The following is a 24739-nucleotide window of genomic DNA, read 5'->3' on the forward strand; positions in this document are numbered from 1 at the left end:
CGTTCCTATTAGGAAATCTTGCTTAAAAAGTAGGTGTCTAAGTGATTCGATAGCAAGCAGCCGCCGTGTCAATAAAGCTCGTACTTGCCTTGGAGACCCTTGACGTAGCTCTGCGGCGTGTGCGCCCAAACACCCCTTAGAGCTTTGGCAAGCCTCCTCGCCTCCTCAGGGCGCTCGTCAATTAAGTTGCGCTTCTCACGAGGGTCCTCTTCCAGATCGTAAAGCTCATCAGGTTGCCCTGCAGGCCTGCTGACGTAACTGTACCGTCCGTCCCTTACGCACCTGTCTGGCGCCTCGTGGTATCCCATTATCACTGCGTTTCTTCCCTTCTTTTCGCTCTTAAGGACAGGCAAAAAGCTGCGTCCAGCCAAAGGTATCGCGTCCTCCTCGAAGCCGAGAAGCTCAAGCAGCGTGGGCAACGCGTCTGGCACCGCGATTAGGTCTTGGGACATTCCGCTCTTGATTCCGAGCTCCGAACCCACATCGCTCGGAAGCCTAATTCCGAAAGGCACCTTAAGCAGCTCGCTGTACATCCTATCTCCTCCCTTCAGAAACTTTCCGTGATCAGCCAACGGATGGCCGTGATCGGCAAGCAGAAGCATGATGGAATTGTCCAGAAGGCCCGTCTCCTTCAGCGCTGAATAAAAGCGTTCAAAGCAGTGATCGACGAAGGCAACTTCCCCAGCGTACAGCTTGCGGATACTAGTTATCTCTTCGGGTGAGGCCCAGGACATGGCCTCGCCACCCTTGGGAAGTATTATCCGCGGCTTAGCATCAAGCGCCATGCCGTAACTTACGTCGTAGGAATGAGGATGTTCCCAGGGCTCGTGCGGGTCAAAACTGTCAATCCAAAGGAAGATGTGGCCGTCCTGCCGTCTATTTTTACGCACCCAATCAGCCGCCTTCGAGAAAACCTTGCAGGGGAACCAATCATCGTCTTCATCATCCCTGAACTCGTCAATGTTTGAAAGGAACTTGCTCAACAAGGAAACCCAGGCTGGATCGTTCTTTATGTTAGTATTGCAGTAGTCCTCGATTTTTCTGTTTTTAGGAGGCGGGATGCCGTGGGCATCAAATTCCTGCCCCCTTATGAATTCCCAGTAATCAAGGCCCGAGTACAGGTTGTAGCCGGGCTTGAACATATGGTAGGTATCGGAGATTAACGCGGTCACGTAACCTCTCCTCTTCAGTAGCGCGGCCGCAGTCAAGTCATACTGGTTTAGCGGAGACCATGGTTTGTAAGGTAACGTGAATTGCCCAGTAAGCAGCTCAGTCCGTTGCGGGATTGTAGGTAAGCCAGAGGGGTAAGCGTTCAAAAAGGCAATGCCATCGGCAAGCACCCTGTCCAGGTTGGGGGTCTTAGCCGCAGGTACTCCGTCGAAAACGGCTTTCCCATGATTGTAAAAGCTGACGTGGTCCTGCCTGAGGCTATCTAAGACAACTATTATAAGGTTAAGATCGTCTTTAGGCATGGCCTATAACTTACCGCATATTAAACGCCTTACTAAGCTTGTCGCGCAAAAGCATGTGAATTTAAACGAGTCGTTCAATCGAGGTCATAGGTTAGCGCGGCTAGGGCTCTGTGAAGACGGTGCGTTGGGTTAGTCCCTTAAGAAATCTATAGAAAAGTTAGGAGTTTGAGGGAAGCAGTAAAGCTCCGACCTCCAGGGAGGAGATAGGCAGACTTCCCTCACCCGAAAATACTATTAATAAGTTTGCTATACTAATAATAGATGTTCAGAACTATTAAACTAAAACTACCATACGATAGTCATTAATTGAAACGGCAAAGCAGCTTAAAGAAGCTGTACAGATGGTTCTGGACTATGGTTTCGAGAACAAAACGTTCAACAAGAGCAAGCTCAACAAAGGGACATACGGAAAGGTGAGGGAAAGGATACCCACGCTACCATCTGCGCTCGTTCCGCTCATGGGAAACTGAGGAAACCGAGCGGAAGAGAGAGACGGTTCGCGCGTGATGTTAATCATGCGATCTCAAAGAAGATAGTTTCACTTCCCTATGACGCATATGCATTAGAGGCGCTGAATCCCGCGTCGATGAAGCAAAATGGAAAGGGCAAAAGATTTAGAAAGATGCTGGGTTCATGGTCACCAGCAGAACTGCAGAAGTTCACAGAATACAAGGCAGAGGATGCAGGCAAAATAGTACTGCATGTAGATCCGAAGCATGCGTCGCAGAAACGTTCGAAACGTGGCTATACAGGCAAGAACAACGGGCATGGCTCAGTATTCAAATGCAAGAACTGCGGTTATGAGCTCAATGCGGACTTGAACGCCTCAAGGAACGTCGAGGTGCTCGGTAAATCCGATTACTTCAGGCCGCTGTCAGCCAATCGTTGCGGTTCGATGAAACCCCACTTACGGGTGGGGCAGGAGACCAGCAACAAGCTTCCGAAGCTTTGGCGAGGAGTGGCTGACTTGAAACGAGAGACCAGAGAAAGAGAGGAAAAACGTAAGCGGTTTAAGACAGGTATATCAGAATAACTCCTATTAAAAGCTTAATCAAAAAATCAAGCGTACAAAGGAATCTCATGGTTTTGTGCGCACGAAGCCCGAAGTTCTGAGCAGGAAATCGGTTTTATGGCTCTTGGTCATTTGAACTGGCTCCGAGCTGATGGAAACTATTACTGGGTACTGCGCGCGGCATATCTATTGCATTCGATAAACGTTTAAGCCAAGCCAAAACTTGATCATGTCGGACAAACTTCGTGTATCTTTTGTTGGGTGCGGTGGCATAGCCGACGCCCATGCCAAGGGAATATCCACATTTCAGGATGTAGAGTTCGTGGGATTTTACGATGCGGTTAAGGAAGCCGCCAATTCACTTTCGGCTAAATACGGCGGCGTGCCCGTTTATGACGAGTTAGCCGCCATGATAAACGAGTCTAAACCGGATGTCATATACTACTTCCTGCCTCCGTTCGCGCATGGATCGGAAATTGAGGCCGCCAAGAGAGGCATCCCGTTCTTCGTGGAGAAACCAGTAGTTTTAGATCTCGATATCGGCAAAAAGGTACTTGATGAGGTCAAGAAGAACCGCGTCATCACCGGCGCGGGCTACATGAACAGGTACAGGCGCTCTGTGAATTATGCCAGAGAAAGCTTTCTGCATGACCCACCGATCCTGATATTGGGCGGCTGGATAGGGGGTACGCCCACCAGGGATTGGTGGTGGATAAGACGCGAACAGAGTGGAACGCAGATGCATGAGCAGGTGACACACACAGTAGACCAGGCCAGGTACTTCGCTGGAGAAGTGGATACTGTTCAGGCTTTTGCCGCCAGAGGTTTCAACAAGGGCGTGCCCTCTTCATATAACATAGATGATGCTGCGGTGCTAAACATCAAGTTCAAGAGCGGTGCAGTGGCCAATATTTATTCTTCATGTTCTTCCAATTCCATGGGTGGAGTTTTCATGAACGTTTATGCGTACGATACAACCGCCGTGTTCGAGAAGTGGGAGCAAAACTTGAGGCTTTACAAGGAGAGAGGAACCGTGCAGGTAACCATAAACGGCGAACCGGACATATTCAAGCTGGAGGACAGAACATTCTTGGATGCAGTGAAGAAAGCAGACCAATCAATCGTTAAGTCGGATTATGCTGACGCGCTGAAAACAGCTGCGGTTACCATAGCGGCGCTTTCCTCGCTTGAAACCGGTCAGTCGCTTAGCGTTGCAAAGCTCGCAGAATCGTGACTTTTGGTAAATGGGTTTCAGCTTTAAGCTGGCCTTGAAGGGCAACGTATGCCGTTAGCGCCAGTGGCAAAAACTTGTGGGCTTCAGTGCTTCAATCGAAGTCAAGTCCTGTTAAGGAAGCAGTTGAGGGAATAAGAAATTTCCGATATGACCTCGGTCGCAAGACCACAGGGAAAGGGGAGCGCGAGCCTTCGGCTTTGGACGGCACATCACATCCTTTTAGGCACTGGAAGTATCGCGGATAAACCGTTGAGGGTAAAAAGTGCTTGAAGAAGTGCGCCCGTACGCCGTATTTGGTCTATCGCGTGCAACTTCACCTCGTAGCGGTTCTAAGTCTACGACCAATGGTAGGTGATCAGAATAAAGCACATTCGGCACCTGGTAGCTCATGACCTTCCATTTCTTCCCAATGAAGACGTAGTCAAGCCTTTCCTTTGGATCTTCCGATGGGAATGTAGCCCTTACGCCGGGGGAGGCGTCGGTTAATCCTATGCCCTTTATGGCGGGCGAGCCGGGTACGTCGTTGAAGTCGCCCACGAGAACAGCGTCATCAATTTTTCCCATCCATGTCATTAGGCGAGCTACCTGAGCAATTCTGCTTGGTTCGTCGAGCGAGAGGTGAGTCACGAAAAACGGGAAACCGCGTCCACGATAGTTCGCGCTTACTCTGATAGCTAACCTCCTCTCTTCCTCCTCAGGTGACCTTTCGAACCTTAGCACCGAGTATGAGCCTATGGTTTCGCGCGAGAGGACGGCGTTGCTCTGATAATCCCTTATGGTGGGAGCCCAAATGGCATCCATGTCAAGCGCATTTGATATCGTTAAAACCATGAAATTCTCTCCTTGGTATCTGACACATTCTTGAAGTCCTACTATGTCGGGCGAAAGAGCTCTGAGAAAGTTTATGATCTGCGTGAGCGTCGGTCTTCCACGCGAATCCTTTCCACCGTGAATGTTCCAAGTAACAATCCTCATGATCGAGCGTGGGACGCCCCGTAAAAGGTTTACTCGCTCAGCGATTTTTTCGCAGTTCCAGAGAGAACTTTTAGAGATGTTGTAGGTGATAGTTAGGTCCACGATGATATGACAATTAAGAGCTTAAGATACTCGACCGAACCGGTAGCCAAGTACCAGTTACGGGAATTCCAACTGCTAGCCAGGCTTAGCCCTTTTAACGCCAGAATCATGTCTCAGTGGCTTATTGGCACGCCGGGTTTGAATTCATGAAAGAAGTGGAGCGATGAAGCAGCTCATGGAAAGAACTGGGCCACCGAGTGGTTCTCCTCAGGAAACTCCATTGGGTTACCTTCGAGAGAAAGCCTCACATACTTATCGAAGAAGCAGTACAAGGTGTATGCCTGTCACGCCTTGGTCCTAATGCGGAGGCTAAAGCGTGAAGCGCAAAGCAGCAGGAAAACAAGGGAAAAAAATGCTATGGCCTAGGACTTATTTGGCCACGCAAGTAGTTCGAAACCCTTATAGCGCGAAACCTTGAGGTTATTGTGGTAGAAGAAAAAGGGGCAAGTGCCGTTTTTATGATGTTAAGGTCATCCTTCTTTTGGTGTCAAGCATACTTACAACTTTGTCTCCCTATCTTGCGTTATCCGGATCGCTGTGGACGTGGTTACCGGGTATACCTGAGGATTATTTAATTCTCATAATATGCCTATGGTCGACGGCTTTTTTTCATTTTACCTGGCTCACAGCATAAGTTCAGGAGAAGAAGGCGTGCTTTTTATGGCGCCGGTTTCCGCAATTCTCTCCTGTTTCTTGTGGTTGCTCATGGGTCTTACGCTAATAGGGATTACTGTACTGGTGGGTGGGTCCTTCTGCGCGATTAGCTTCATAATCTTTTTTGAAGACGTAAAGAACGAGCAGCCTCCTCGATTTAGTTGCGTGTAAAAACCTTAGCCAAACTTGCTTGACGCCTGATCAACAAAAGTTAGGAGATCCTAGCCGAAGGACAACTCGGAGCTTATGAAGTCGCGCGAGTAGTTGTTGTCTTAACATGGGATTTCCTCTTACAAGGGGCATGGGAATAGCGGTAGATGTAGCTCTAAAAAATGCCGCCATGTATCGAGGTCACAAATGACGTGATCGTGATGTGAACGAATGAAATAGTTGCCCAAAAGTTAAGCCAAATAAAGACAGGGCAAGCAGATACGCTGGGCTTACCTCTGCCATTAACGACAAGGAGAGACCTGTGTATTTGCCAAGGAACGGATTTAAGCCTGAGATCTGTATCGGGACCAAGGTAGCTGGAAGAAGATTAGTCAACTCATCTTTAATTAAATTAAAGTATATGCCGACGTTTTGTTAGCGGATGCGTGCGAACTACCTCACTAACTGAGGAGGGGTTCGGTGCTTTCTGTACAGCTGCAACGGCTGTTGGGCCTTTGTGGGTGGGCCTCGTTTGCGCCCATTAACAAGGGCCTACGCGTATGCGTCCTCCTCATTTGGAAGCTCTCGCATTTTTACGATGCTGGAGATCCCCTTCAAGGGGTTTTCGCGTTTTACTGTCATCCATTTAAAGGGCTTTTCCTTACATCTGAAAATCAGCAAATCTGCCAATTCTTGACCGCGAACCCATTTCCCCCGGGGGAGATCCGCAAAAACTATGCGTGGAACGTAAACAGTAAAATCTTATCGAAGAGATAATGCTACACTTTTAAATGACGGCACGATCATTCTATGAAGTTTTCGGTCCAGGAAAATTTGGTCCCAGGAAAGACGTACGACCAGAAGTTCTCATTGTTAAAGGAGATAGGGTATGACGCGGTCGAACTATGGGGCACTGATGATATGCCCAATAAAATCAAAGAGGTGAAGGAGCTAAGCGCGTCCTATGGTATAAGGATTTCAACCGTCTGTTCAGGATATAAGGGTGATCTGCTTTCGGCCTCACCCAAGGAAAGAGAAACCGCAGTGGCAGAGATAACAGATCGTCTTAATTGGGCTGCTAACCTCGAAGCCGTTGGAGTGATCGTGGTACCCACGTTTGGAGGCTCAAAGTTACCGGATCTCAGCCCTTACGCGACGGCCACAGAGCTGGAAAGGCGTCTTTTGTTGGAAGAGTTAAAGCAACTGTCCAGAAAGGCGCAGGACGTTGGTTCCTACGTGATCCTGGAGCCCCTTAATAGGTATGAGACACACTTAGTCAGAACTTTATCAGATGCGTATTCGATAGCCCTTGAAGCTGGGGAAGGAATAGGCATAATGGGAGATCTGTTTCACATGAATATTGAGGAAGTTGATATGGTCAAGGCTCTATCAGCAGCGTTTCCTCGCTTGCTTCACCTACATCTTGCGGATAGCAACAGAATGGAGCCAGGCAAGGGCCACACCGATTTCTCAACCCCCCTTAAGGCGCTTTCCCAACTGGGCTACTCATATTACGGTACCCTTGAATGCTCGCTTTCACATGAGCCGAGGAAGAGCCTAGAGGAGGCTCTTGCCTTTCTTAGGCTACAGCAGAAATGAGGTTTTTGCTGAATCGCGCGATCGATGCTCTCGTGGCTTGTTGGGCGAAGCCTACAACGATCCTTGGAATTGCGCTCCATGTATAAGCGTTCTTTGTCAACATGCTTCGCTCAACTGGTGTTGTCTTTGATACTAGCCTAATTGCCATAATTGCGGGTACTTTCGTCCCTGAAAAAGCTGTTTAGATATTGACCAATTTGTTGTTCATGTATTTGCTTTATTTGAATTAATCACATCTACAGATACGGTGCGTGATGAGCCCAACATATGAGCTTCACAGCTCCAAACAAGCATCTCATTTGCGACGTTATGATATATTATTATTAAATATTTTTAATAACGGTAGGAAAATCTATCATTTCATCGGATTTTTTGCTCTTCATTGGCGTAAAAGCCTTCTATTTAATTATGCGCATAAATTTATCCTAGTTAATTGCTATTTCGCGTAAACCTTATAAATGCGGGGTTTTGCACTATATGCAGAGAAATTCTCAGGAAATTGATACAAGATTATTGGCGATTTTCGCTGCCTCGGTGATAGATGAGCGGGAGTTAAGTTGGGAGAAATCTGGCGACGCAAGATACGCGCTAAGCGTTGATGGTACTCCTAAGAATCCGAAGACCACATCAATCTTACTTGTTAAGGGATATGCGGGCTCAGCTCTCGTAACTCTAAATGGTCACCCATACTATAGCCTAGATGGATACCATAATTACATCCCGTTGAGTGCAGGGGACAATCGGGTAGAGGCGATCTTCTCTCCTTATAGGGCCTTTGGAGAGACTGTTTCCATTGATCCAGGTATACCATATCGCGTTGAGATAGCTGAGGACCCATATCGCCTGTACCTTTACTTATCGGCGCTCAATGATCTTCTGAGTTCGATTCAGGATGATGATCTGAAGGCAGATGTGGGCGCGCTGATATCGGAAGCGCTGCGCATTGCTTACTTTGACGGGGTAGGCGTTGATCAGGTAGTAATCGCTTCAGTCATATTGCGGAGAGATGTGATTAGCCAGCTTTCCAGCATGAAGACAAACGTGGATTTGTCAGCCATTGGCTACAAAAAATCCGGAGATTTGACAAGATATGGAGAAGCTCTGTCCTTTGTGATAAATAACTTAGCCCAGCTCCGCGCCAAATACGGTAAGAGGGGAGAGCTTGCCGCCATAGCGCACGCCCATATAGATACCGCGTGGCTTTGGCCATTTGATGAAACGAGAAGAAAAGTTGCTAGAACCCTCTCTACCATGCTAACACTTATGGATAATTATGATTTCGTTTACATGCAGAGTATGGCACTTTATTATCAATGGATAAAAGAAGATTATCCCGAACTGTACGATCGCATAAAGGCCAAGATAAAGCAGGGTAAATGGATCGTTGGAGCCGGATGGGTAGAATCGGATGCCAATATGCTTTCAGGGGAATCGTTTGCTCGTCAATTTCTATACTCGCAACGGTTTTACCTAAGGGAATTTGGCAGGTTAGCCGATATCTTCTGGCTGCCAGATACATTTGGCTTTTCAGGAAGCATACCTCAGATAGCAAAGCTCGGCGGGGTCAAGTACTTTGCCACGCATAAGGTATTCTGGAACGACACCGACAAATTCCCCTACTCTTACTTTAACTGGGTAGGAATTGATGGGACAGCCATAACCGCGATGACGTTTGGAAACGGGAGGGGTGGTTACAACTCGACGTTCGACATAAGGGAGGTCGTTGAGCAGTGGCACAACAACAGCGACAAGAGCAAGCCACTGATTTACTCCTATGGTTACGGGGACGGTGGAGGAGGTCCCACCCCTGAGATGCTAATTAAATCTGACATTGTCAATGAGCTGCCGTTGCTCCCGAAAGTGCACAAAGGACCTATGGATTTTGGTTCTCCAAGCGAATCGTGGAGGGGCGAGCTTTACCTGGAGACTCACAGAGGAACGCTCACGTCTCATTCAATGATGAAGTACCTTCACGCGAAGGCCGAGGCGGCGCTGAGAGAGGCCGAGCTGTGGGCAGCTTTAGCCGGAAAGAAAGCGAACTTTGAAGAGCTTTGGAAGACGTTGCTGAAGGATGAGTTTCATGACGTGCTTCCGGGTTCTGCAATAAGGAGTGTGTATGAGCAGGTCTACCAGGAGCTCGGTAGCGTTATAGAAAAAGCGAACGCAATTGCTGAGGAATCGAAGAGCCTTTTAGCTGGAAAAGGGGACGGTTACCTCGTCTTTAACTCGCTCAACTGGGATAGGGAAGACTACGTTGAGGTAGGGGGAAAGGTAGAGGGCCAGGCCCAGCTGGTGGCCGATGGAAAATATCTCGTGAAGGTGCGGGCGCCAACGGTGGGCTTCTCCCCCTTGCAGCCACTCGAACCGAAAGGCCACGTTAGCGTAATTGAGGATGCCAATACTGTCACGATCGAGAACCCGCTTATTCGCGTTATAATTAGCAAGGAGGATGGGACGTTCAGCGTCTTCGATAAAGAGGCGGGCAGGACGACGGTTACTAAGGGTAACGTCTTCAAGTTTTACGAAAATATGCCTGGCTGGGCGGATGCGTGGGATATCGAGCCATCCTATCAGTTAACGAGCTTCTCGCCGAAGCTGCAAGAAGTTAAGGTATTGGAGGGCGGGCCGCTCAGGGCGAAGGCATCGTTGAGGTTCGGCTTCAGGAGTTCGAGCATCGAGGAGAAGGTAGCCGTTTCTGCAGATAGCAAGATCATCGACCTTTCAGTTAAGCCGCTGATGAGAGATAGGGAGCTGCTCCTCAAGGTATGGTTCACGGCAGACGTAAACGCTGAAAGAGCGACCTCAGAGATCCCGTTTGGAAACGTGGAGAGACCAACGACCAAGAACACTTCATGGGAAAAGGCGAAGTTTGAAGTTCCAATGCTTAGGTGGACGGATATCAGCGATGGCGGCTATGGGATGGCGATCGTGGCTGAGGCGAAGCATGGAATTGCGGCGGAAGGCTCATCGCTGGGGTTGTCTATTTCAAAAACTCCAATGTATCCTGACCCCTTAACTGATGTAGAAGACGTCGAAACGCGGGTATGGGTGGTGCCGCACGTGGGAACATGGAAGGACGCAAAGGTTCACAGGTTAGGTTATGAAATACTGTATCCGCTAACGTTAGTGAAAGGAGAGCTAAGAAGCAAGAGCTTCATCTCGTTATCCGATGAAGGATTGATTCTCGAGGCAGTTAAGAGCGCAGAGGACGGTAATGGCATCGTGCTAAGGATCTACGATGCATTCAATAGAAAAGGCAGGGCTAACTTGATAACGTCCTCCGATTTAAAGTGGAACGATGTTCAATCTGTTGACCTGCTGGAGCTTAACCAGGTTGACGCGAAAGTGAAAAAGAGCGCCTCGTCGGTTGAGTTTAACTACCCCAACTTTGGCATAATTACGCTCCTCCTGAAGTAGCTCTCTTAGATTACACATCGTTTTTTATTTCGCTGGTTTGTGATCGTACATCCTGCTACCTAACCAGGGAGGCATTGCCGGGTAGTGATCAGGAGTTTTGCTTTTCTTAGGTTTTATGTGTGAAACAAAAAAGGCAAAAATCCTCATAAAATCAACTGGTAAAAAAACCTCATTATAGGTCACCTGTTTATTGAGGAATGCAAAAAAGTTGAGGGTTTGCTACTGCTCAGTCGGCTTATCGATGTATCAGAGAACCCCAGCAGATAGTTGTATGGATTTCCGGGCTAGGCTTTAGCATAGGAGTGTGTACACCCATGTGCGAAGTGTATTTTGTAACATCATTTCTGATAACAATACCGTTTCAGGTGATATCGATTTCTTGGCCCTGTAAAAGACAGGTGATGTTTTGGTTATACGATCTCTGGTTCTATCCCCACTTTTTTTAATGCGTAGGCCAGCTCATCGACGTAATCTCCATATGTTATCATCCAATGAAATCCGCGCATGTCCTGCAATAGCTTCTTCCAGTCTCCATCTATTCTGATGTCCATTTGAGAGTGACACACAGGATAGTCCGTGGCTTTCTCAACTCTCGCCCTAAATATTATCCATTTCGATTCTTGGAAGTCAGGGTCTATTACTGTAAGCTGCTGTCCTTTCTTGAAAAGGACTTGCGGAGCCGCGCCGTAGTCTGATTCGAAGTGGGTGTGAAGCTTGACTTCATGTTTGATGCCACCCATCATGGAAGGAGCGGTATCATGGGCCACTGTCACGACACCGTCGTGCGGAAAGGTTGGGTCATTTAGAAAGACGGGCTGGCCGCTTATGTAGTGCAAGAGTATACCTGCGGGTATGGCTACGAAATCGCTTTCGCAGAAGGCCAGTTTCCCTTCATCGTTTATGAGGCTGAGAGGAAGGCACGCCGTTGTTTTTGCCAATGGCATTATGGTTGTCATACAATCATTTATAGTCATAGCATCTGCTTTATGGTCGTTCATGACGTCCTCGAATACCTCGTAAAGCAGGAAGGAATTCGTCAGGAAATCGGCACTTGTCCGCATTTCGAGGACGCGAGATGCGTATTCCTTGGCCCTTTCCCTCGCTTTTTCGATAGCCAATGCATCCGAGAACTTCTTTTTTATCCTATCGGCTAGCTCGGGTTCGTAGTTCTCGCTTGTGATATCGAGGTTCCATCTCTGCTTAGCGAGCTCAACCGCCTTGCTTCCTATCCCCCATCCAGAAGGGCCTCCTATGGCCACCACTTTTTTCCCGACTGTATTCTTCAGGGCGAAGAGCGCCCTAAGCATCTTGACGAGCCTATCATAGTCATCCACCAATATGTCATCTAGCGTTAGGCGAGTTTCCAGGTAGTTGTCTGAAGAGGACTTTCTCAACAGCCTCGGATGGGCTATTTCGTACCAGAGGTATAATGGGCCCGAGCGATGCCTCAGGAACATGATATTCCACTTTTTCCCAGATATGAGGTGTTCCATGAGCTCGGTGCTGCCACCCGCCCCAAATATCAGCGAGACGTCAGCGTCATTAGAAATGGCTTCGTCGCTTTGCGTCTCGCTTTTTACCAAGGAAAGCGGAAGAAACTCTAGAGGAAAATCGACCTTCAGCGATGACATTTCATTTTTTATCCGCCTTGTCTCCTCAGCAGCTTGAGTTTCGGTTTGTATACCTCCCCACTCTCTCCACGATGTGGCCTCCCTTTTTTGAGGGGCAGAATACACAAGTATCGGCTTTACCCGCAAGGCTTTGGCCATTTAGCGTTTAAGTCTTAATCATTCTTAAGCTTATCTTCTCGGATACCCGTTCCCGATTAAAACGGTTACATGCGTTGCCAAGGGCTTTAATTCCAATACCTCGCAGTAGCTTCATCTTTATTTGAGCGGTTGAATGTACCTATTGAATACGAAATGCTAAGCTGGAGAGGCACTGAACGCCGAGACCTTAGAAGAATGACCCTGTATAAGTGTCCGTGCTGCAATGTTGAAAAGGTAGAAGTGGACAGAGCATCACGACGGTGTAGTGGCAAGATCCGTTAAACCTTGCATGAAAAGAGATCACGCTAACGAACGTGGTGTCGTTAGCTCTTTCTGTCTGCATCAACGATAGCACAACATATAAAAGCTGAGGCGATTGCAAACTCATGGATAAAGAGAAAAGGAAAATTCTGATAGATCCGACATCCTCTCCTCCCTAAAGGATAAGGTTCCTGTTTCAACGACGCGTAGCTAATAATACCTTCCCGCTGAAGGTATCCCGTCAGAGGTATCTCCACAGGCGTGGATTTGAGCGTGCCTTACCCGACTATCGGTTGGTTATCCCGATGAGGAAATCATCGCGTTGGCATAAAAACCTCTCGCAATTCATGCTTTGTTGCATAATTCGGAAATCGCTCATGAATTTGCTCAAGGATTTTGCGAGAAATCAGACTTCATGAGGAATTTTGTTTTTTTCTCCCTGTTTTGCTCACGCCAAAGCAGTACCCGCTAAAATCTCATGAGATTTATGCAACAATCCAGCAATTCATCTCCTCCCTGAAGGTCGGAGCTTTCTTGCTCATATTATTGTAAGGGATGATCTGGAGAAAATACGTCAGGCAGTCGCAAAAGGTCAAAGTATGACCTATTTCGATGAGAGTGACCTATTAAATATAGCTTTTGAAATAACAAATCTAGTAAGCCATGCGCTCTTAAAGCTTAATTCAGTAATTGAACAGAAACAACGAAAAGAATAATCTGCAATTATTTTGAAAATCGTTATATGAATTTGATTCATATAAGTTAAAACGTGGTCTTATCTAGATAATCTAACATTTAATCTATTTGAATGTAGAAGCGGTAGGAAGAGTGAACTAAAAACACTTCTGACACTTTCTCCTAATCAAAATTAAGCTATCTCTGCAGGAGAATCGCGATTTTGATGCGCTATAAAAATAGATACTAACGTAGGTTATTGTATAATTCCAGAGCGAACCTCAAGAAAGAAGACACGTGATTCTAAAGTTGCGACGGTAATGAGTACCAGTAGCCCTGATCACTGGAGTAAACCAGCCGATAAAGGAAGATAAGCTTGTAGAAAGCCTGAAGCATTTACTCCAGGGGTAGTGCAAAGGAGCTGGACATATGGTGTTTTGTCTTGCTATTCAAGAGCGAGAGAGCGAATAGCGATGAAGAAGGCTATAAGACGAAATGTCGTTGACTTGAATAATGCAAGTAATATCACATGGCGAAGCATAAAATGGAGATTGCCGTGAGAGTTATGTCTGTCCTGCTGTATAAACGCCATGAAGAGAGTCTGTATGTTATTTCGATATTTTAGTAGCCAGTCTATGCGTCTGATGATCTGCTTTACGAAGCATATATCATCGAATATTTTATTGGCGATTTATAATAAATAGATATCACTAGCTCATTGGTTAAAATGGACTTGTATGAGTTTAAAGTTTATTATGGCGATTGTTTGAAATTATTAAGTAATTAAAGCTCTAATTCTAATTTGCACTTGCATGTATTATGAGCTACTCTTCGAATTGAAAGCCAATAGACCATAAGATGCTTTGTTAAATAAATCCTGGGCCATGCTTCCGCCTAGCTTTCGTGCTCGCTTTGCCCTTTCGCGTCCTTTTCTTCGCGTAGCAGGCCATCTCGTCGTACGCCCAAGCCCTCTGCACAGCTTCCGCGATGAGCGCTTGAGGCTTCCTCGCGGTGCTATCCTCGCCGAACTTCCCCTTCCAAGAAGCCCTCCACCGCCCACCTCTTTCCGTAATCCGTCTCGTCCTTCCACCTCCTGTATCCCAGGGAATGGTACCTCCTAATCTCATCCCTTCTTCTCTTAGAGCCGCGGGAACGGTAAGTGGTCGCGTTTTCCCTTCAAAGGCGCTCTCCGCGTCATTCAGCGAAGAGAAGACCAGGTTGGCATCGTAAGCTTTTGCCGTAGAACTTGCTGACGGTCTTCCCCCTCTCCCTGATACTGGCGAGCATCTTCACGGCCGTTTTCGCCTCTGAGCAGCCTCTTCCCTCGACGTAAGCGTCGGCGCTTAACAGCTTCCTGCGCTTAACGTCCACGGTTATGACGAGGACCGCGTGCTTTCTCTTCTGCCTTCCTGGCCTTCCGTACCTGTAGGTCAGGTACTCTCCCGCGCTTCCGGTCTTCAAGCCGGTGCCGTCTGCCGCCACTTCCAGTTCCTTGGCGCTCGGCAGCTTTTCCGGGACCATCCTGGAGATCCCCTGCCAGGCGGTCGTGTAGCCATCTGCCCTGGAGATCAGGTGAAGGGACTTCAGGGCGCGCGCTATCCCCTTTAGCGGTAGTCAACCCACTGGCCATGGCCTGCCACCTGACAAAGGCCGGGTAGAGGTGGGGCCTTCCCCTCTTGTTTTTGTTGACCCTTTTCAGTTCCCTCTTCCAACGCTTGAAGGGCCTGACCTCGAGGAGGAACTCGCCCCTTACGACTGCTCGTCCTAGGAACGCCAATGGCGTTTGGGGCTAGGCTTATTTCCCTTACCCGCAGACTTATCCCAGTGGTTAGAGCTCTTGGTGGTCATACCATTGTGGCTCTAACCACTACTTATTCCATGTGCTGAAAGTGCTCATTGGAATTATTCAACAATCCACCATAAGAATTATTCTTAAAAACGGAAGTGAACTAAATTAATATGGACAGTAGCGTGCTTTTGTGGATAGGTAAGAAGCTTGCGTATTTGGCCATTGAGGTCTACGTTGCATTGACATTATCATTCCTCATAATACTAGCTATGCCCGGAAATCCATACCTAGTCATATACTATACTTTGCTATCAAAGGGCGTTCCGACTTTGACGGCTAAGGTGAGGGCTGCCGCCCTTGCAGGGTATAATCCCAATGAGGGTGTTCTTGCAAGGTACTTCACATGGATAGGTAACTTGATTCATGGCAACCTCGGTTATTCCATAGTATATGCAACGTCGGTTTCCAAGGTCGTTGCTGCCGCAGCGCCTTGGACGATACTAATAGTGCTTGTCTCATTGACCCTGGCGTTTATTACCGGATTCTTCTTGGGTTTGATTGCGGCATCTACTACATCAAAGGCATTAGACGCAATTATATCAGGTTTAATGTCTTTCTTCTCCTCTATTCCAGCTTATATGCTTGCCATATTTATACTCATTATATTTGCTGTAAAGCTTGGATGGTTTCCCATGATGGGGGCATGGGGTCCGTCGACAAAGATGGGTCTGAACCTTCCCTTCCTCTTGAGCGTCGCTAGGCACCTAGCTTTACCCATATTTACCTTCTACCTCATGTTATTCCCTGGCTGGATGTTCGGCACCAGGGCGATTGCTACAAGTCTCATGAAAGAGGATTATATACTGGTAGCGAAGGCGAGAGGCGTTAAGTCAAGCCGGGTAACTTTGTCGTACGTTGGCAGGAATGCGCTTCTTCCCCAGTTTACTTCTCTTATGTATTCTTATGGGTTGCTCTTTGGTGCGTCAATATTCATAGAAAGCATATTCGACGTTCCGGGGCTTGGTTTGATTATGTCAACGGCCGCCGGTGCAAGGGATTATCTGCTTACGATCGGCTGTTTCTTAATAATAATCATAGCAGTAATAGTCGGCAACTTTGTGGCCGATATAGCTTACGGGATAATAGACCCAAGGGTCAGAGGAAAGCGATCGGGGTGTTTAAAATGAGCAAGGCCAGTGGGTCTAGCGTTTCGAAGAAGATCAAGGATTTTGTTACCTCCCTCAGGGTATCTATTAGGCTGATCACAAGTACTACTCAGGGAAAAATAGGCTTTACCATAGTTTTGGGTGCTGTTCTTTTATCCATACTCGCCCCGCTGTTTCCTTACCCTGGAGTTGCGATGCAAAATTTGGTGTATGAAGATGCGCTCCCATCCATCCATCCCTCTTTCTGGTATATATTGGGTGGCGACTATAACGGAGCTCCATTTCTCCTTGATATTATCTATGGGTTGCAGTACTTCATGATAGTAGGAGTTGTAGCAGCAGCCATAACCGTGTCAATAGGAGTGGTGCTTGGCGTGATTTCGGGGTATGTGGGTGGTTACGTCGACCAAGCTTTAAATTTTGTCTTCAGCTTGCTTCTCACAATACCGTCTTTCGCGTTGTGGCTTGTGCTCGCCGTAATTTTTAGGAACGCAGGCCCTATTACGCTTGGATTTATTCTGGGCATACTTAGTTGGGGAGGTCTGGCTAGGGCTATAAGGTCTGTTGCCTTATCCAATAAAGCGAAGGACTTTGTCGAGGCCTCAAGAGCACTTGGCCTCAGCAGCTGGAGCATAATTTCCAACGATATCTTACCGGGTATAATGCCTTACGTATTTATGAATTTCATGTTGGCAATTAACAATGGCATTTATGGTTCTATGGGATTGGCATTGCTGGGGCTTCTGCCATTCACGGCTATAAATTGGGGTATTGATATGAACATAGCTATATACCGTCAAGGAGCAGTTTATAACTTCAATAGCACCATACCTTTGATAATCATCACGATAATATCAACTTTGCTCTTGATGGGATTCGTATTTCTTGCGAACGCGTCGGATAGAGTCTTTGATCCGCAGAAGAGAAAGGAAGCTGAGAACGTTCTAGCGAGCAAAAAAATTAGGAATTCATAAAAGTCTTTTTTATGTAGAAGCAGAGCTGGCCTTTTCGCGTATCCGATTTGTAGTTTTCATGGTCAGAAGATGATTGGGGTTAACCCGTCATCAGTCTCCTTGATATTTTGGTCCCGTCGCTGGTATCGAAGTAGCATTTTAGGGCAGTTATTGAGCTTTAATTCGTAGAAAACGTCGATTATCAATGAGACGTGCGACTTTATTCCGTAGTAAACGATAAATTTAGCATTTTGCCTGTTTCTAATTAGAATCGCTCTTTCTTAAGATTCTACATATATAGCCTTGTTAATTAACTTCTAATTCTAGCTTACGTATATCGATAACAGTTACCGGCGCTTTAAGCGTTAATTCGAATGGCTCTATGGCAGTAAGTCGGATTTTCGATTTATAAACACTTCTGCTAACTCTCATTTTATTATCCGGACTTTATTTAATGAATTAGACGTAATTCAATATGAGATAAAGCTTAAGAACCGATAGGATATACTACATGCGACAAAATGAGGAATGTAAAAAAGCCAATAGAAGGAATAGCCATAGTGCTCGTATTCCTAATCTCAACACTTAGCATGGCGGCTTTCATGCCGTTTGCACAAGCTGCTAGCTCGAGTAGCTCCTTGCCTGAGATCTCCATACCTCAGGAAGCAACCATGGTATACACGCCGGGCATGCCGGTGTGGAACGGATATGCTTCGAACAACTTTGTTGGCTTCGTTGATTACCCGTTGATGGTTTACAATGGGATAACTGGTACCCTTCTCCCGTTATTAGCACAAAAGATCGTCGATTATCCTTCAAATAATAGTTTCATTGTAGACCTTACACCAGGGCTTTACTGGTATAATGGAAGTGCCACCATGCCTTTCACGGCATGGGACGTGTATACAGAGTTCTACATAGGACAAAAGGTCTTTAACTGGTTTACCCCATATCTGAGCCCAAGCAATATAACTGTTATAAATAACACGGCAATCATGTTCACGCTTACGACCTTCTCGCCGACGCTCCCCATACTGATGATCGAGGGGGCCACGATCTGGACACCGTATTCCGTTTGGAAGCCATTGCTTGAAAACGTTACTGCGCTTAACTCTACCGCGGCTGCCGCGTATGCTAATCACGTGGAGAGCTTTGCTCCTCCGGAGTGGGCACTCGGGCCATACTATGCTACCATTTCCAACCCGTACTTGATAGATCATCTGGAGCCCCAGAACTTGTTGGATGGGTGGGCAAAGATCTTGCCTTATCATACCTGGCAGTATTACTCTCCCGAAGTCGAATATGTCTGGACCGGATCGTCCTATATGAACATGTTCATGGCCGGTGAGCTGGCGTGGGGACAGGCGGAGCTCACCCCAGCTCAGGTGAAGGAGGTACAGCCAGTAGGATACTGGACCCCTCTATTGCCGACATTCAGTGGTCTAGGATTGATAATCAACCCAAGTGCCTATCCGCTAAACATTACAAAGGTAAGGCTTGCTTTGGCTTATGCTATGAACGACTCTGAGACCGTCAGCGCATGGAACGCGGAAGGAATAGACGAGTATACACCTAGCAATAGCCTGATAGGCTTCATGCAGATGGTTTACCCCTCTTGGTATACAAAATACATAACCAATGTAAGTTACAATACGGCCAAGGCAGCGTCGCTGCTAGAGAGCGTTGGCTTCGCGCTGAAAAATGGGGAGTGGTACATGCCCAATGGGAAACAATTCACGTTGCAGATATGGGTTAGCAACAGCTGGATGGATGGACAGACTTTGGCCAGCGCGGCTGCTGCCGAGCTCACGAAATTCGGAATACAAACGACGGTCTACACACAGGATTATGATACATTGTTCACAACTACTATCCCTGATGGGCAGTTCCAGCTGGCCGTCTCGTTCATGGCAGGAAGCGGTCAGGAAGGCTTCGCATCGGCGTGGCTGATGGGTAACTGGTGGTCAGGGCTCGTGTATACGTCAAAGGGAGGTTGGAACGCTACAGCTGATTTCCCGATAACTTGGCCAAACGGTACGATTACGCAGTACAACCAGAGCGCATGGTATGCTCAACTGATGAAGGCGAAACCCCTGTCAGCGCTTTACAACGAAACCATGGAGGAGTTCGCTCTCTTCTATGGCCAGTATGTCCCGATGATACCTCTTGGTGCTAAGACTGAGGTGATGGAAATATGGCCTCAGGACTTCAACTTAACTTGGACTAAAAAGTACGGTCCTCTGTTTGAGGACAGCGTTATATTCCCAGGTATAGCTTCATATGAGAATGCTGAGTATTATGATACCATATACGGAATAACTCCACCAGGAATACAGTCCCCACTTGCCGACGCCATAGCTAACCATGACCTCTCGCCGGTATGGGCCAACTTCTTGTCCTTGCCATCCATATATAGCTCGAACTACGTCAAAAGTGCATTATCTACCTCTAGTGTCAGCCTTGCGGTATCCCCGACCATGGTAAAGGCAGGCACTCCTGTTACACTTAGTGCCAAGGTGGCGTTCGCGAACGGCACTCCAGCTAGCGGTGTATCCGTTAACTTTATGTCGAATGGAGTAACGGTAGGTACCGCCACAACCGGATCTAGCGGAGTTGCAACGTACTCTTACACGCCGTCTGCTGTTGGAAACTTCTCGATTACTGCTTCGCTGACTCAAGCATCTTCCGTTGTGTCACCTGCAACGACCCTTACAGTAGAGCCGAGCGTTACGGTTTCCACGGTTACTCTATCCTCCAGCGCCTCGAGCGTAACGGTTGGTTCGCCCGTGACTCTAACTGCTACCGCTAAATATTCCAATGGCAGCGCTGCATCGGGATACGCAGTTGCCTTCTATGCAAACGGAAGTGAAGTTGGTACCGCCACAACCGGATCAAACGGAGAGGCAACGTACACATATACTCCATCTCAGACTGGAACGATATCTTTGGTAGCTAAGTTAGTATCAGCTCCTTCTGTTGCATCAAGCGCTGTTTCATTAACGGTGACAGCCAAAAGCACGACGAACTACGCGATGTACGCAATCATTGCCGTAGTCATCATAGTAATAATCGTTGTAGTTGTAGTAGCATTGATGAGGCGTGGTAGCAAGCCAGCCCCAAGCGGCGGAAAAACCGAAACTTCGGCGAAATAAAATAATCATTTTTTTAGAACCATTACCTAGTGGCTTCTGTGTAGAGCTTACAATTTACTAAAGATCTCAATAATTAGAACCCCATGATTAGGTGGGCGCGGTATCGCACATCGTATTAGTGGCATTATGCGTGGGAGAAGTAGGAGCCGACCGACTATTTAGATGATTGGCATTAAGCGAGGTCTATCACGGAAGAGGGATGCGGCCTATAAATGCAATTCTTGAAGTTTGACCATAACCCAAAAAGAATTGTTATCACTACTTAGATGACTGCCCCTCTTTATGAAGGTAACGTTGAGTGCTTATTAGTCCTAGCAATAATGAGATCAAGCGAAATCCCAGGGTTCAAATCATAAGGCCTCGGAGCCAGATAGCTAATGATTAATTCTTTATGACCTTCAGGATCATCGACCTTTCAGTTAAGCCGCTGATGAGAGATAGGGAGCTGCTCCTCAAGGTATGGTTCACGGCAGACGTAAACGCTGAAAGAGCGACCTCAGAGATCCCGTTTGGAAACGTGGAGAGACCAACGACCAAGAACACTTCATGGGAAAAGGCGAAGTTTGAAGTTCCAATGCTTAGGTGGACGGATATCAGCGATGGCGGCTATGGGATGGCGATCGTGGCTGAGGCGAAGCATGGAATTGCGGCGGAAGGCTCATCGCTGGGGTTGTCTATTTCAAAAACTCCAATGTATCCTGACCCCTTAACTGATGTAGAAGACGTCGAAACGCGGGTATGGGTGGTGCCGCACGTGGGAACATGGAAGGACGCAAAGGTTCACAGGTTAGGTTATGAAATACTGTATCCGCTAACGTTAGTGAAAGGAGAGCTAAGAAGCAAGAGCTTCATCTCGTTATCCGATGAAGGATTGATTCTCGAGGCAGTTAAGAGCGCAGAGGACGGTAATGGCATCGTGCTAAGGATCTACGATGCATTCAATAGAAAAGGCAGGGCTAACTTGATAACGTCCTCCGATTTAAAGTGGAACGATGTTCAATCTGTTGACCTGCTGGAGCTTAACCAGGTTGACGCGAAAGTGAAAAAGAGCGCCTCGTCGGTTGAGTTTAACTACCCCAACTTTGGCATAATTACGCTCCTCCTGAAGTAGCTCTCTTAGCTTACGCTTTTTATTTAATGTTTAACTTACGTGATATTGTGGCTTGAAGCTCAACCGAAAGGGCATTTGGTGGGTAGGGATCACGAGCTTAGTTTTTAGTCTTGTAGCTGAAGTAAGAAAGGCAAAAATGCTCATAGAATTAATTGATTACGTTTCGTATGGGTCGTGGACCTATTAAAGAACGCGTGAACGGTGAGCGCTTGCCAAGATCCCGTTCTTTCATGAATGCGCTGAGGGGTTCCAGTAGGTGTCCTTGCATGGCTTCACGCGTTGAGCTTTAGCGCGCCAATGCCATCAGATGCGATGAATCTCTCGACTCAGAAAAACTGCCCGCTTTAAATTACACGGTTTCTGGCTCTATTCCCACTTTTTTAAGCGCGTAAGTCAGTTCATCGAGATAATCTCCGTACGTTATTATCCAGTGGAATCCGCGCATATCCCTGAGTAGCTTCATCCAATCTCCCTGTATTTTTATGCCCATCTGAGAGTGGCAGGCAGGATAATCGGATGCCCGATCCACTTTAGCTCCGAAGATTAACCACTTTAGTTCTTGAAAGTCGGGGTCTACACCGTTAACTGTTGTCCTTCCTCGAATACCACTTGAGGAGCGGCTCCATAATCCGATTCAAAGTGCGTGTAAAGCTTGACCGCGTGCCTTTTGCCACCCATCATCGATGAAGCGGTGTCGTGGGCTACCGTCACCATGCCATCGTGAGGAAATGTGGGATCATTTAAAAATACGGGCTGGCCGCTTACGTAATGAAGCAATATCCCAGCTGGTATTGCCACGAAATCGCTTTCGCAGAAAGCAAGCTTTCCCTCATCATTTATGAGACTAAGCGGAAGGCACGCAGTTGTCTTGGCAAGAGGCATTATTGTGGTCATGCAATCGTTTATGGTCAGGGCATCTGCGCCATATTCAGTTAATATATCCTCAAAAACTTCGTAAAGCAAAAACGAGTTTGTTAAAAACGCAGGATTGGTCTGCATTTCAAGGACACGTGAGGCGTAATTCTTGGCTAGATTTTTAGCTTTTTCAACAGCGCGTTCATCTGATAACTTTTTCTTTATTCTGTCGGCAAGCTCGGGCTCATAGCTGACGCTTATAATGTCAAGTCCCCATCTCTCCTTAGCGAGCTCAAGCGCCTTGTATCCTATCCCCCATCCGGAAGGGCCGCCTATGGCCACAATCTTTTTCCCCAAGGTGTTCTTTAGCCCGAACAGCGCCCTTAGCATCTTAGCGAGTTTGCCGTAATTATCTACCACAATGTCATCTACGGTTAGATGGGTCTTCAACGGGAGGTCTGATGAGGACTTTCTGAGAAGTCTCGGATGTGCTATCTCGTACCAAAGGTACAAGGGACCCGAGCGGTGCCTTAAAAACAGGATGTTCCATCTCTTGCTAGATATTAAGCGCTCCAACAAGGACGTACTGCCCCCAGCCCCATAAATAAGCGCAACATCGGCGTCGTTTGAAAGGGCTTTATCACAGCCCTCATCGCTCTTTACCATAGAAATGGGAAGAAAACTTAGAGGAAATTCTACCTTAAACGAGGATAACTCACCTTCAATTCTCCTTGCTTCTTCTATGGCCTGTGCCTCGTTTTGTATGCCTCCCCACTCTCTCCACGACGTGGCTTCCCTCCTTTCAGGAGTCGAATACACCAGAATTGGTTTTACGGTCAATGATACGACAATTTTGTATCGCAATTCGTGATCTCTTAAGTTTATCGAGGTGAAGTCGTGGAAGTTTTGTGAATATCTTTCTGAACAGCGCCATGGTTATTACATATGCGTAGGCGTTCGGTAAAACGCCGTCCGAAGTTAAAGACAAAAATATTTGACAAAAAACGAGCAAAACGCATTGCTTTTTCATTGATTACGGGTAATGCCCTCGAAAAGAGCTGCGCTGTTCTTTGGCATGAGGAGCTTGTGATCAAGACAGATATTGCTCGTTCAGCCTATACCACATAAGGAGTAACCTCCTTGAAATCGATGTTAAGAACGCGACCTTTTGTCGGTGTTTCTAGCTTTCATGGTTAAAGAAAGAAAAAACGCCAACGGGGACGCGGGTAAGCTCCACGCCTCCTATGATTGTGCTTTGGCCGCTTACCTTTTACCTGTCATCTACAGGTATTCCATAAAAAGAGTGATTCAATGGCTCTAAGATCTAACGGATATGAACTGTGAACCTAGGCTTGTGTTTATGCTAAGCAAAAAATATAAAAGCGGTGGCATCAATTTTATCATGGATGAAGAAACAAGAAAGGTTTTGGTAGACGTAAGGGACGATCTCGAAAAGATAAGGGAAGCGGTCGCAAGGGGGCAAAGCATGACCTACTTTGACGAGAGCGAGCTACTCAACATAGCGTTTGAGATAACCAATCTCGTAAATCACGCAACATCTAAACTTAGTTCGGTGATAGATCAAAAGCGAAACCGAATTTTTAGCAGATGAGTTAATTTTTTGGCTAATGGAGATTAGGCGGAGATTAGGGCTAGAGCTCGTGAAGGATGGATTGCGTGGTCTGCCTCTAGGAATTTTTAGTTAGGTAAAAAGGCAGCAAAAACCATGCCGTATCCGTGAGGCAGAGGATTTCGTCGGATTTGCGCAACTTATCGTGACCACATTCAAGTATCAACGTGCTGCAGCGACGTGCTCGGCTATGGAAAGAGCGGCAAGTTCCTTCAAAGAGCGAGCCTAGGAAGAATATGGCGCCTGAGCTGAAATAGGATGAATGACGCTTACCTCTTTTACGGTATTCAAAAAGCAAACCCGCGCCGACCGTACCCGAGACACGCCAACGCGATCAACACCTTAACTTCTGGGGAAACGCTGAAAAATCCCTTCGAATAAAAGGAGAACCGCTAAAATGGCGCCTGCGGCCATTGTCCTACAAAAATGGCGGCAGGCAAGAGGCGCTAACAAAAAGTCGGAAAGCCACGTTGCATATAGATCGGCTGGCCTTGAGAAGTACCTGAAAATCGACAACAATTGAAAGAGCTCTTTCAAAAGGTCTGAGAAGGGAAAACCTCGGAGGCAAAGCTTGATGGAGATGCGGCTTTGGTCGGGTAATCAAGAAATGAGGAGCTTTATCTACGGAATGCAGGTTAGATGGGCAGGGGAAGCGCACGCGTTCGATGTAACAGCTACGGCGCCTCTCTTTTTACTCCGCGCAGAAAGCGGGTTTGCCCGTAAAATCGATAAGGCTCATCATGAAAGGCTAGTTTAAGTAGCA

16 protein-coding genes are annotated in these 24739 nt (G+C 47.1%); 10 read left to right on the top strand and 6 right to left on the bottom strand.

Translation table 11 applies throughout. The features are described 5' to 3' along the window. Positions 1-68: 68 nt before the first annotated feature. Positions 69-1472: a sulfatase gene (locus PRZ02_RS03000; RefSeq protein ID WP_449464359.1), complete on the bottom strand. Its 1404-nt coding sequence runs from the start codon at positions 1470-1472 to the stop codon at positions 69-71. Between the two features lie 341 nt (positions 1473-1813). Between PRZ02_RS03000 and PRZ02_RS03005 the strand changes: the two genes are divergently transcribed. From PRZ02_RS03005 to PRZ02_RS03015, 3 genes are all read left to right on the top strand, one after another. Continuing rightward, entirely contained in the window at positions 1814-1942 is a 129-nt protein-coding gene (locus PRZ02_RS03005) for a hypothetical protein (protein ID WP_449464360.1), read from the top strand. After that, positions 1912-2505 (top strand): RNA-guided endonuclease TnpB family protein, encoded by a 594-nt coding sequence (locus PRZ02_RS03010; RefSeq protein ID WP_449464436.1) that lies wholly within the window; start codon positions 1912-1914, stop codon positions 2503-2505. The genes PRZ02_RS03005 and PRZ02_RS03010 overlap by 31 nt, the downstream gene beginning before the upstream one ends. A gap of 208 nt (positions 2506-2713) precedes the next feature. After that, on the top strand, positions 2714-3718 hold the full coding sequence (locus tag PRZ02_RS03015; protein WP_449464361.1) for a Gfo/Idh/MocA family protein: 1005 nt from the start codon (positions 2714-2716) through the stop codon (positions 3716-3718). A gap of 219 nt (positions 3719-3937) precedes the next feature. On the opposite strand, the gene PRZ02_RS03020 is transcribed toward PRZ02_RS03015, so the two are convergent. After that, complete coding sequence (locus PRZ02_RS03020) at positions 3938-4693, bottom strand: endonuclease/exonuclease/phosphatase family protein (protein ID WP_449464362.1); 756 nt, start codon at positions 4691-4693, stop codon at positions 3938-3940. Between the two features lie 1716 nt (positions 4694-6409). Between PRZ02_RS03020 and PRZ02_RS03025 the strand changes: the two genes are divergently transcribed. Both PRZ02_RS03025 and PRZ02_RS03030 read left to right on the top strand, forming a co-directional pair. Further along, positions 6410-7198 (top strand): sugar phosphate isomerase/epimerase family protein, encoded by a 789-nt coding sequence (locus PRZ02_RS03025; RefSeq protein WP_449464363.1) that lies wholly within the window; start codon positions 6410-6412, stop codon positions 7196-7198. A 477-nt stretch (positions 7199-7675) separates the two neighbouring features. Next, complete coding sequence (locus PRZ02_RS03030; protein ID WP_449464364.1) at positions 7676-10615, top strand: alpha-mannosidase; 2940 nt, start codon at positions 7676-7678, stop codon at positions 10613-10615. 410 nt (positions 10616-11025) lie between these two features. Here PRZ02_RS03030 and PRZ02_RS03035 read toward each other — a convergent pair whose 3' ends face one another. After that, on the bottom strand, positions 11026-12384 hold the full coding sequence (locus PRZ02_RS03035) for a sugar isomerase (RefSeq protein ID WP_449464365.1): 1359 nt from the start codon (positions 12382-12384) through the stop codon (positions 11026-11028). Positions 12385-14514: 2130 nt separating this feature from the next. Beyond that, the gene (locus PRZ02_RS03040; RefSeq protein ID WP_449464366.1) at positions 14515-14841 is read right to left on the bottom strand and encodes a hypothetical protein; all 327 of its coding nucleotides are present in this window, start codon (positions 14839-14841) and stop codon (positions 14515-14517) included. A 438-nt stretch (positions 14842-15279) separates the two neighbouring features. Here PRZ02_RS03040 and PRZ02_RS03045 point away from each other — a divergent pair, with 438 nt between their 5' ends. The 4 genes from PRZ02_RS03045 to PRZ02_RS03060 all read left to right on the top strand — a co-directional run bounded on the left by PRZ02_RS03045 (position 15280) and on the right by PRZ02_RS03060 (position 21491). Beyond that, positions 15280-16296 (top strand): ABC transporter permease, encoded by a 1017-nt coding sequence (locus tag PRZ02_RS03045; protein WP_449464367.1) that lies wholly within the window; start codon positions 15280-15282, stop codon positions 16294-16296. Further along, complete coding sequence (locus PRZ02_RS03050) at positions 16293-17249, top strand: ABC transporter permease (RefSeq protein ID WP_449464368.1); 957 nt, start codon at positions 16293-16295, stop codon at positions 17247-17249. The genes PRZ02_RS03045 and PRZ02_RS03050 overlap by 4 nt, the downstream gene beginning before the upstream one ends. Positions 17250-17749: 500 nt before the next feature. Next, on the top strand, positions 17750-20380 hold the full coding sequence (locus PRZ02_RS03055; RefSeq protein WP_449464369.1) for an ABC transporter substrate-binding protein: 2631 nt from the start codon (positions 17750-17752) through the stop codon (positions 20378-20380). A gap of 391 nt (positions 20381-20771) precedes the next feature. Next, a complete protein-coding gene (locus tag PRZ02_RS03060) occupies positions 20772-21491 on the top strand; it encodes a glycoside hydrolase family 38 C-terminal domain-containing protein (protein WP_449464370.1) in 720 nt (239 codons plus the stop codon). Positions 21492-21840: 349 nt separating this feature from the next. Here the strand turns inward: PRZ02_RS03060 and PRZ02_RS03065 are convergent, their stop codons facing one another. Together PRZ02_RS03065 and PRZ02_RS03070 are read right to left on the bottom strand one after the other, a co-directional pair. Next, a complete protein-coding gene (locus PRZ02_RS03065; RefSeq protein ID WP_449464371.1) occupies positions 21841-22020 on the bottom strand; it encodes a hypothetical protein in 180 nt (59 codons plus the stop codon). A gap of 44 nt (positions 22021-22064) precedes the next feature. Further along, on the bottom strand, positions 22065-23210 hold the full coding sequence (locus PRZ02_RS03070; RefSeq protein WP_449464372.1) for a sugar isomerase: 1146 nt from the start codon (positions 23208-23210) through the stop codon (positions 22065-22067). Positions 23211-23748: 538 nt separating this feature from the next. On the opposite strand from PRZ02_RS03070, the gene PRZ02_RS03075 reads away from it, so the two are divergent. Further along, complete coding sequence (locus PRZ02_RS03075) at positions 23749-23958, top strand: hypothetical protein (RefSeq protein ID WP_449464373.1); 210 nt, start codon at positions 23749-23751, stop codon at positions 23956-23958. Positions 23959-24739 lie beyond the last annotated feature (781 nt).

The organism is Tardisphaera saccharovorans (assembly GCF_046635845.1).
GTDB lineage: Archaea > Thermoproteota > Thermoprotei_A > Marsarchaeales > UBA168 > UBA168.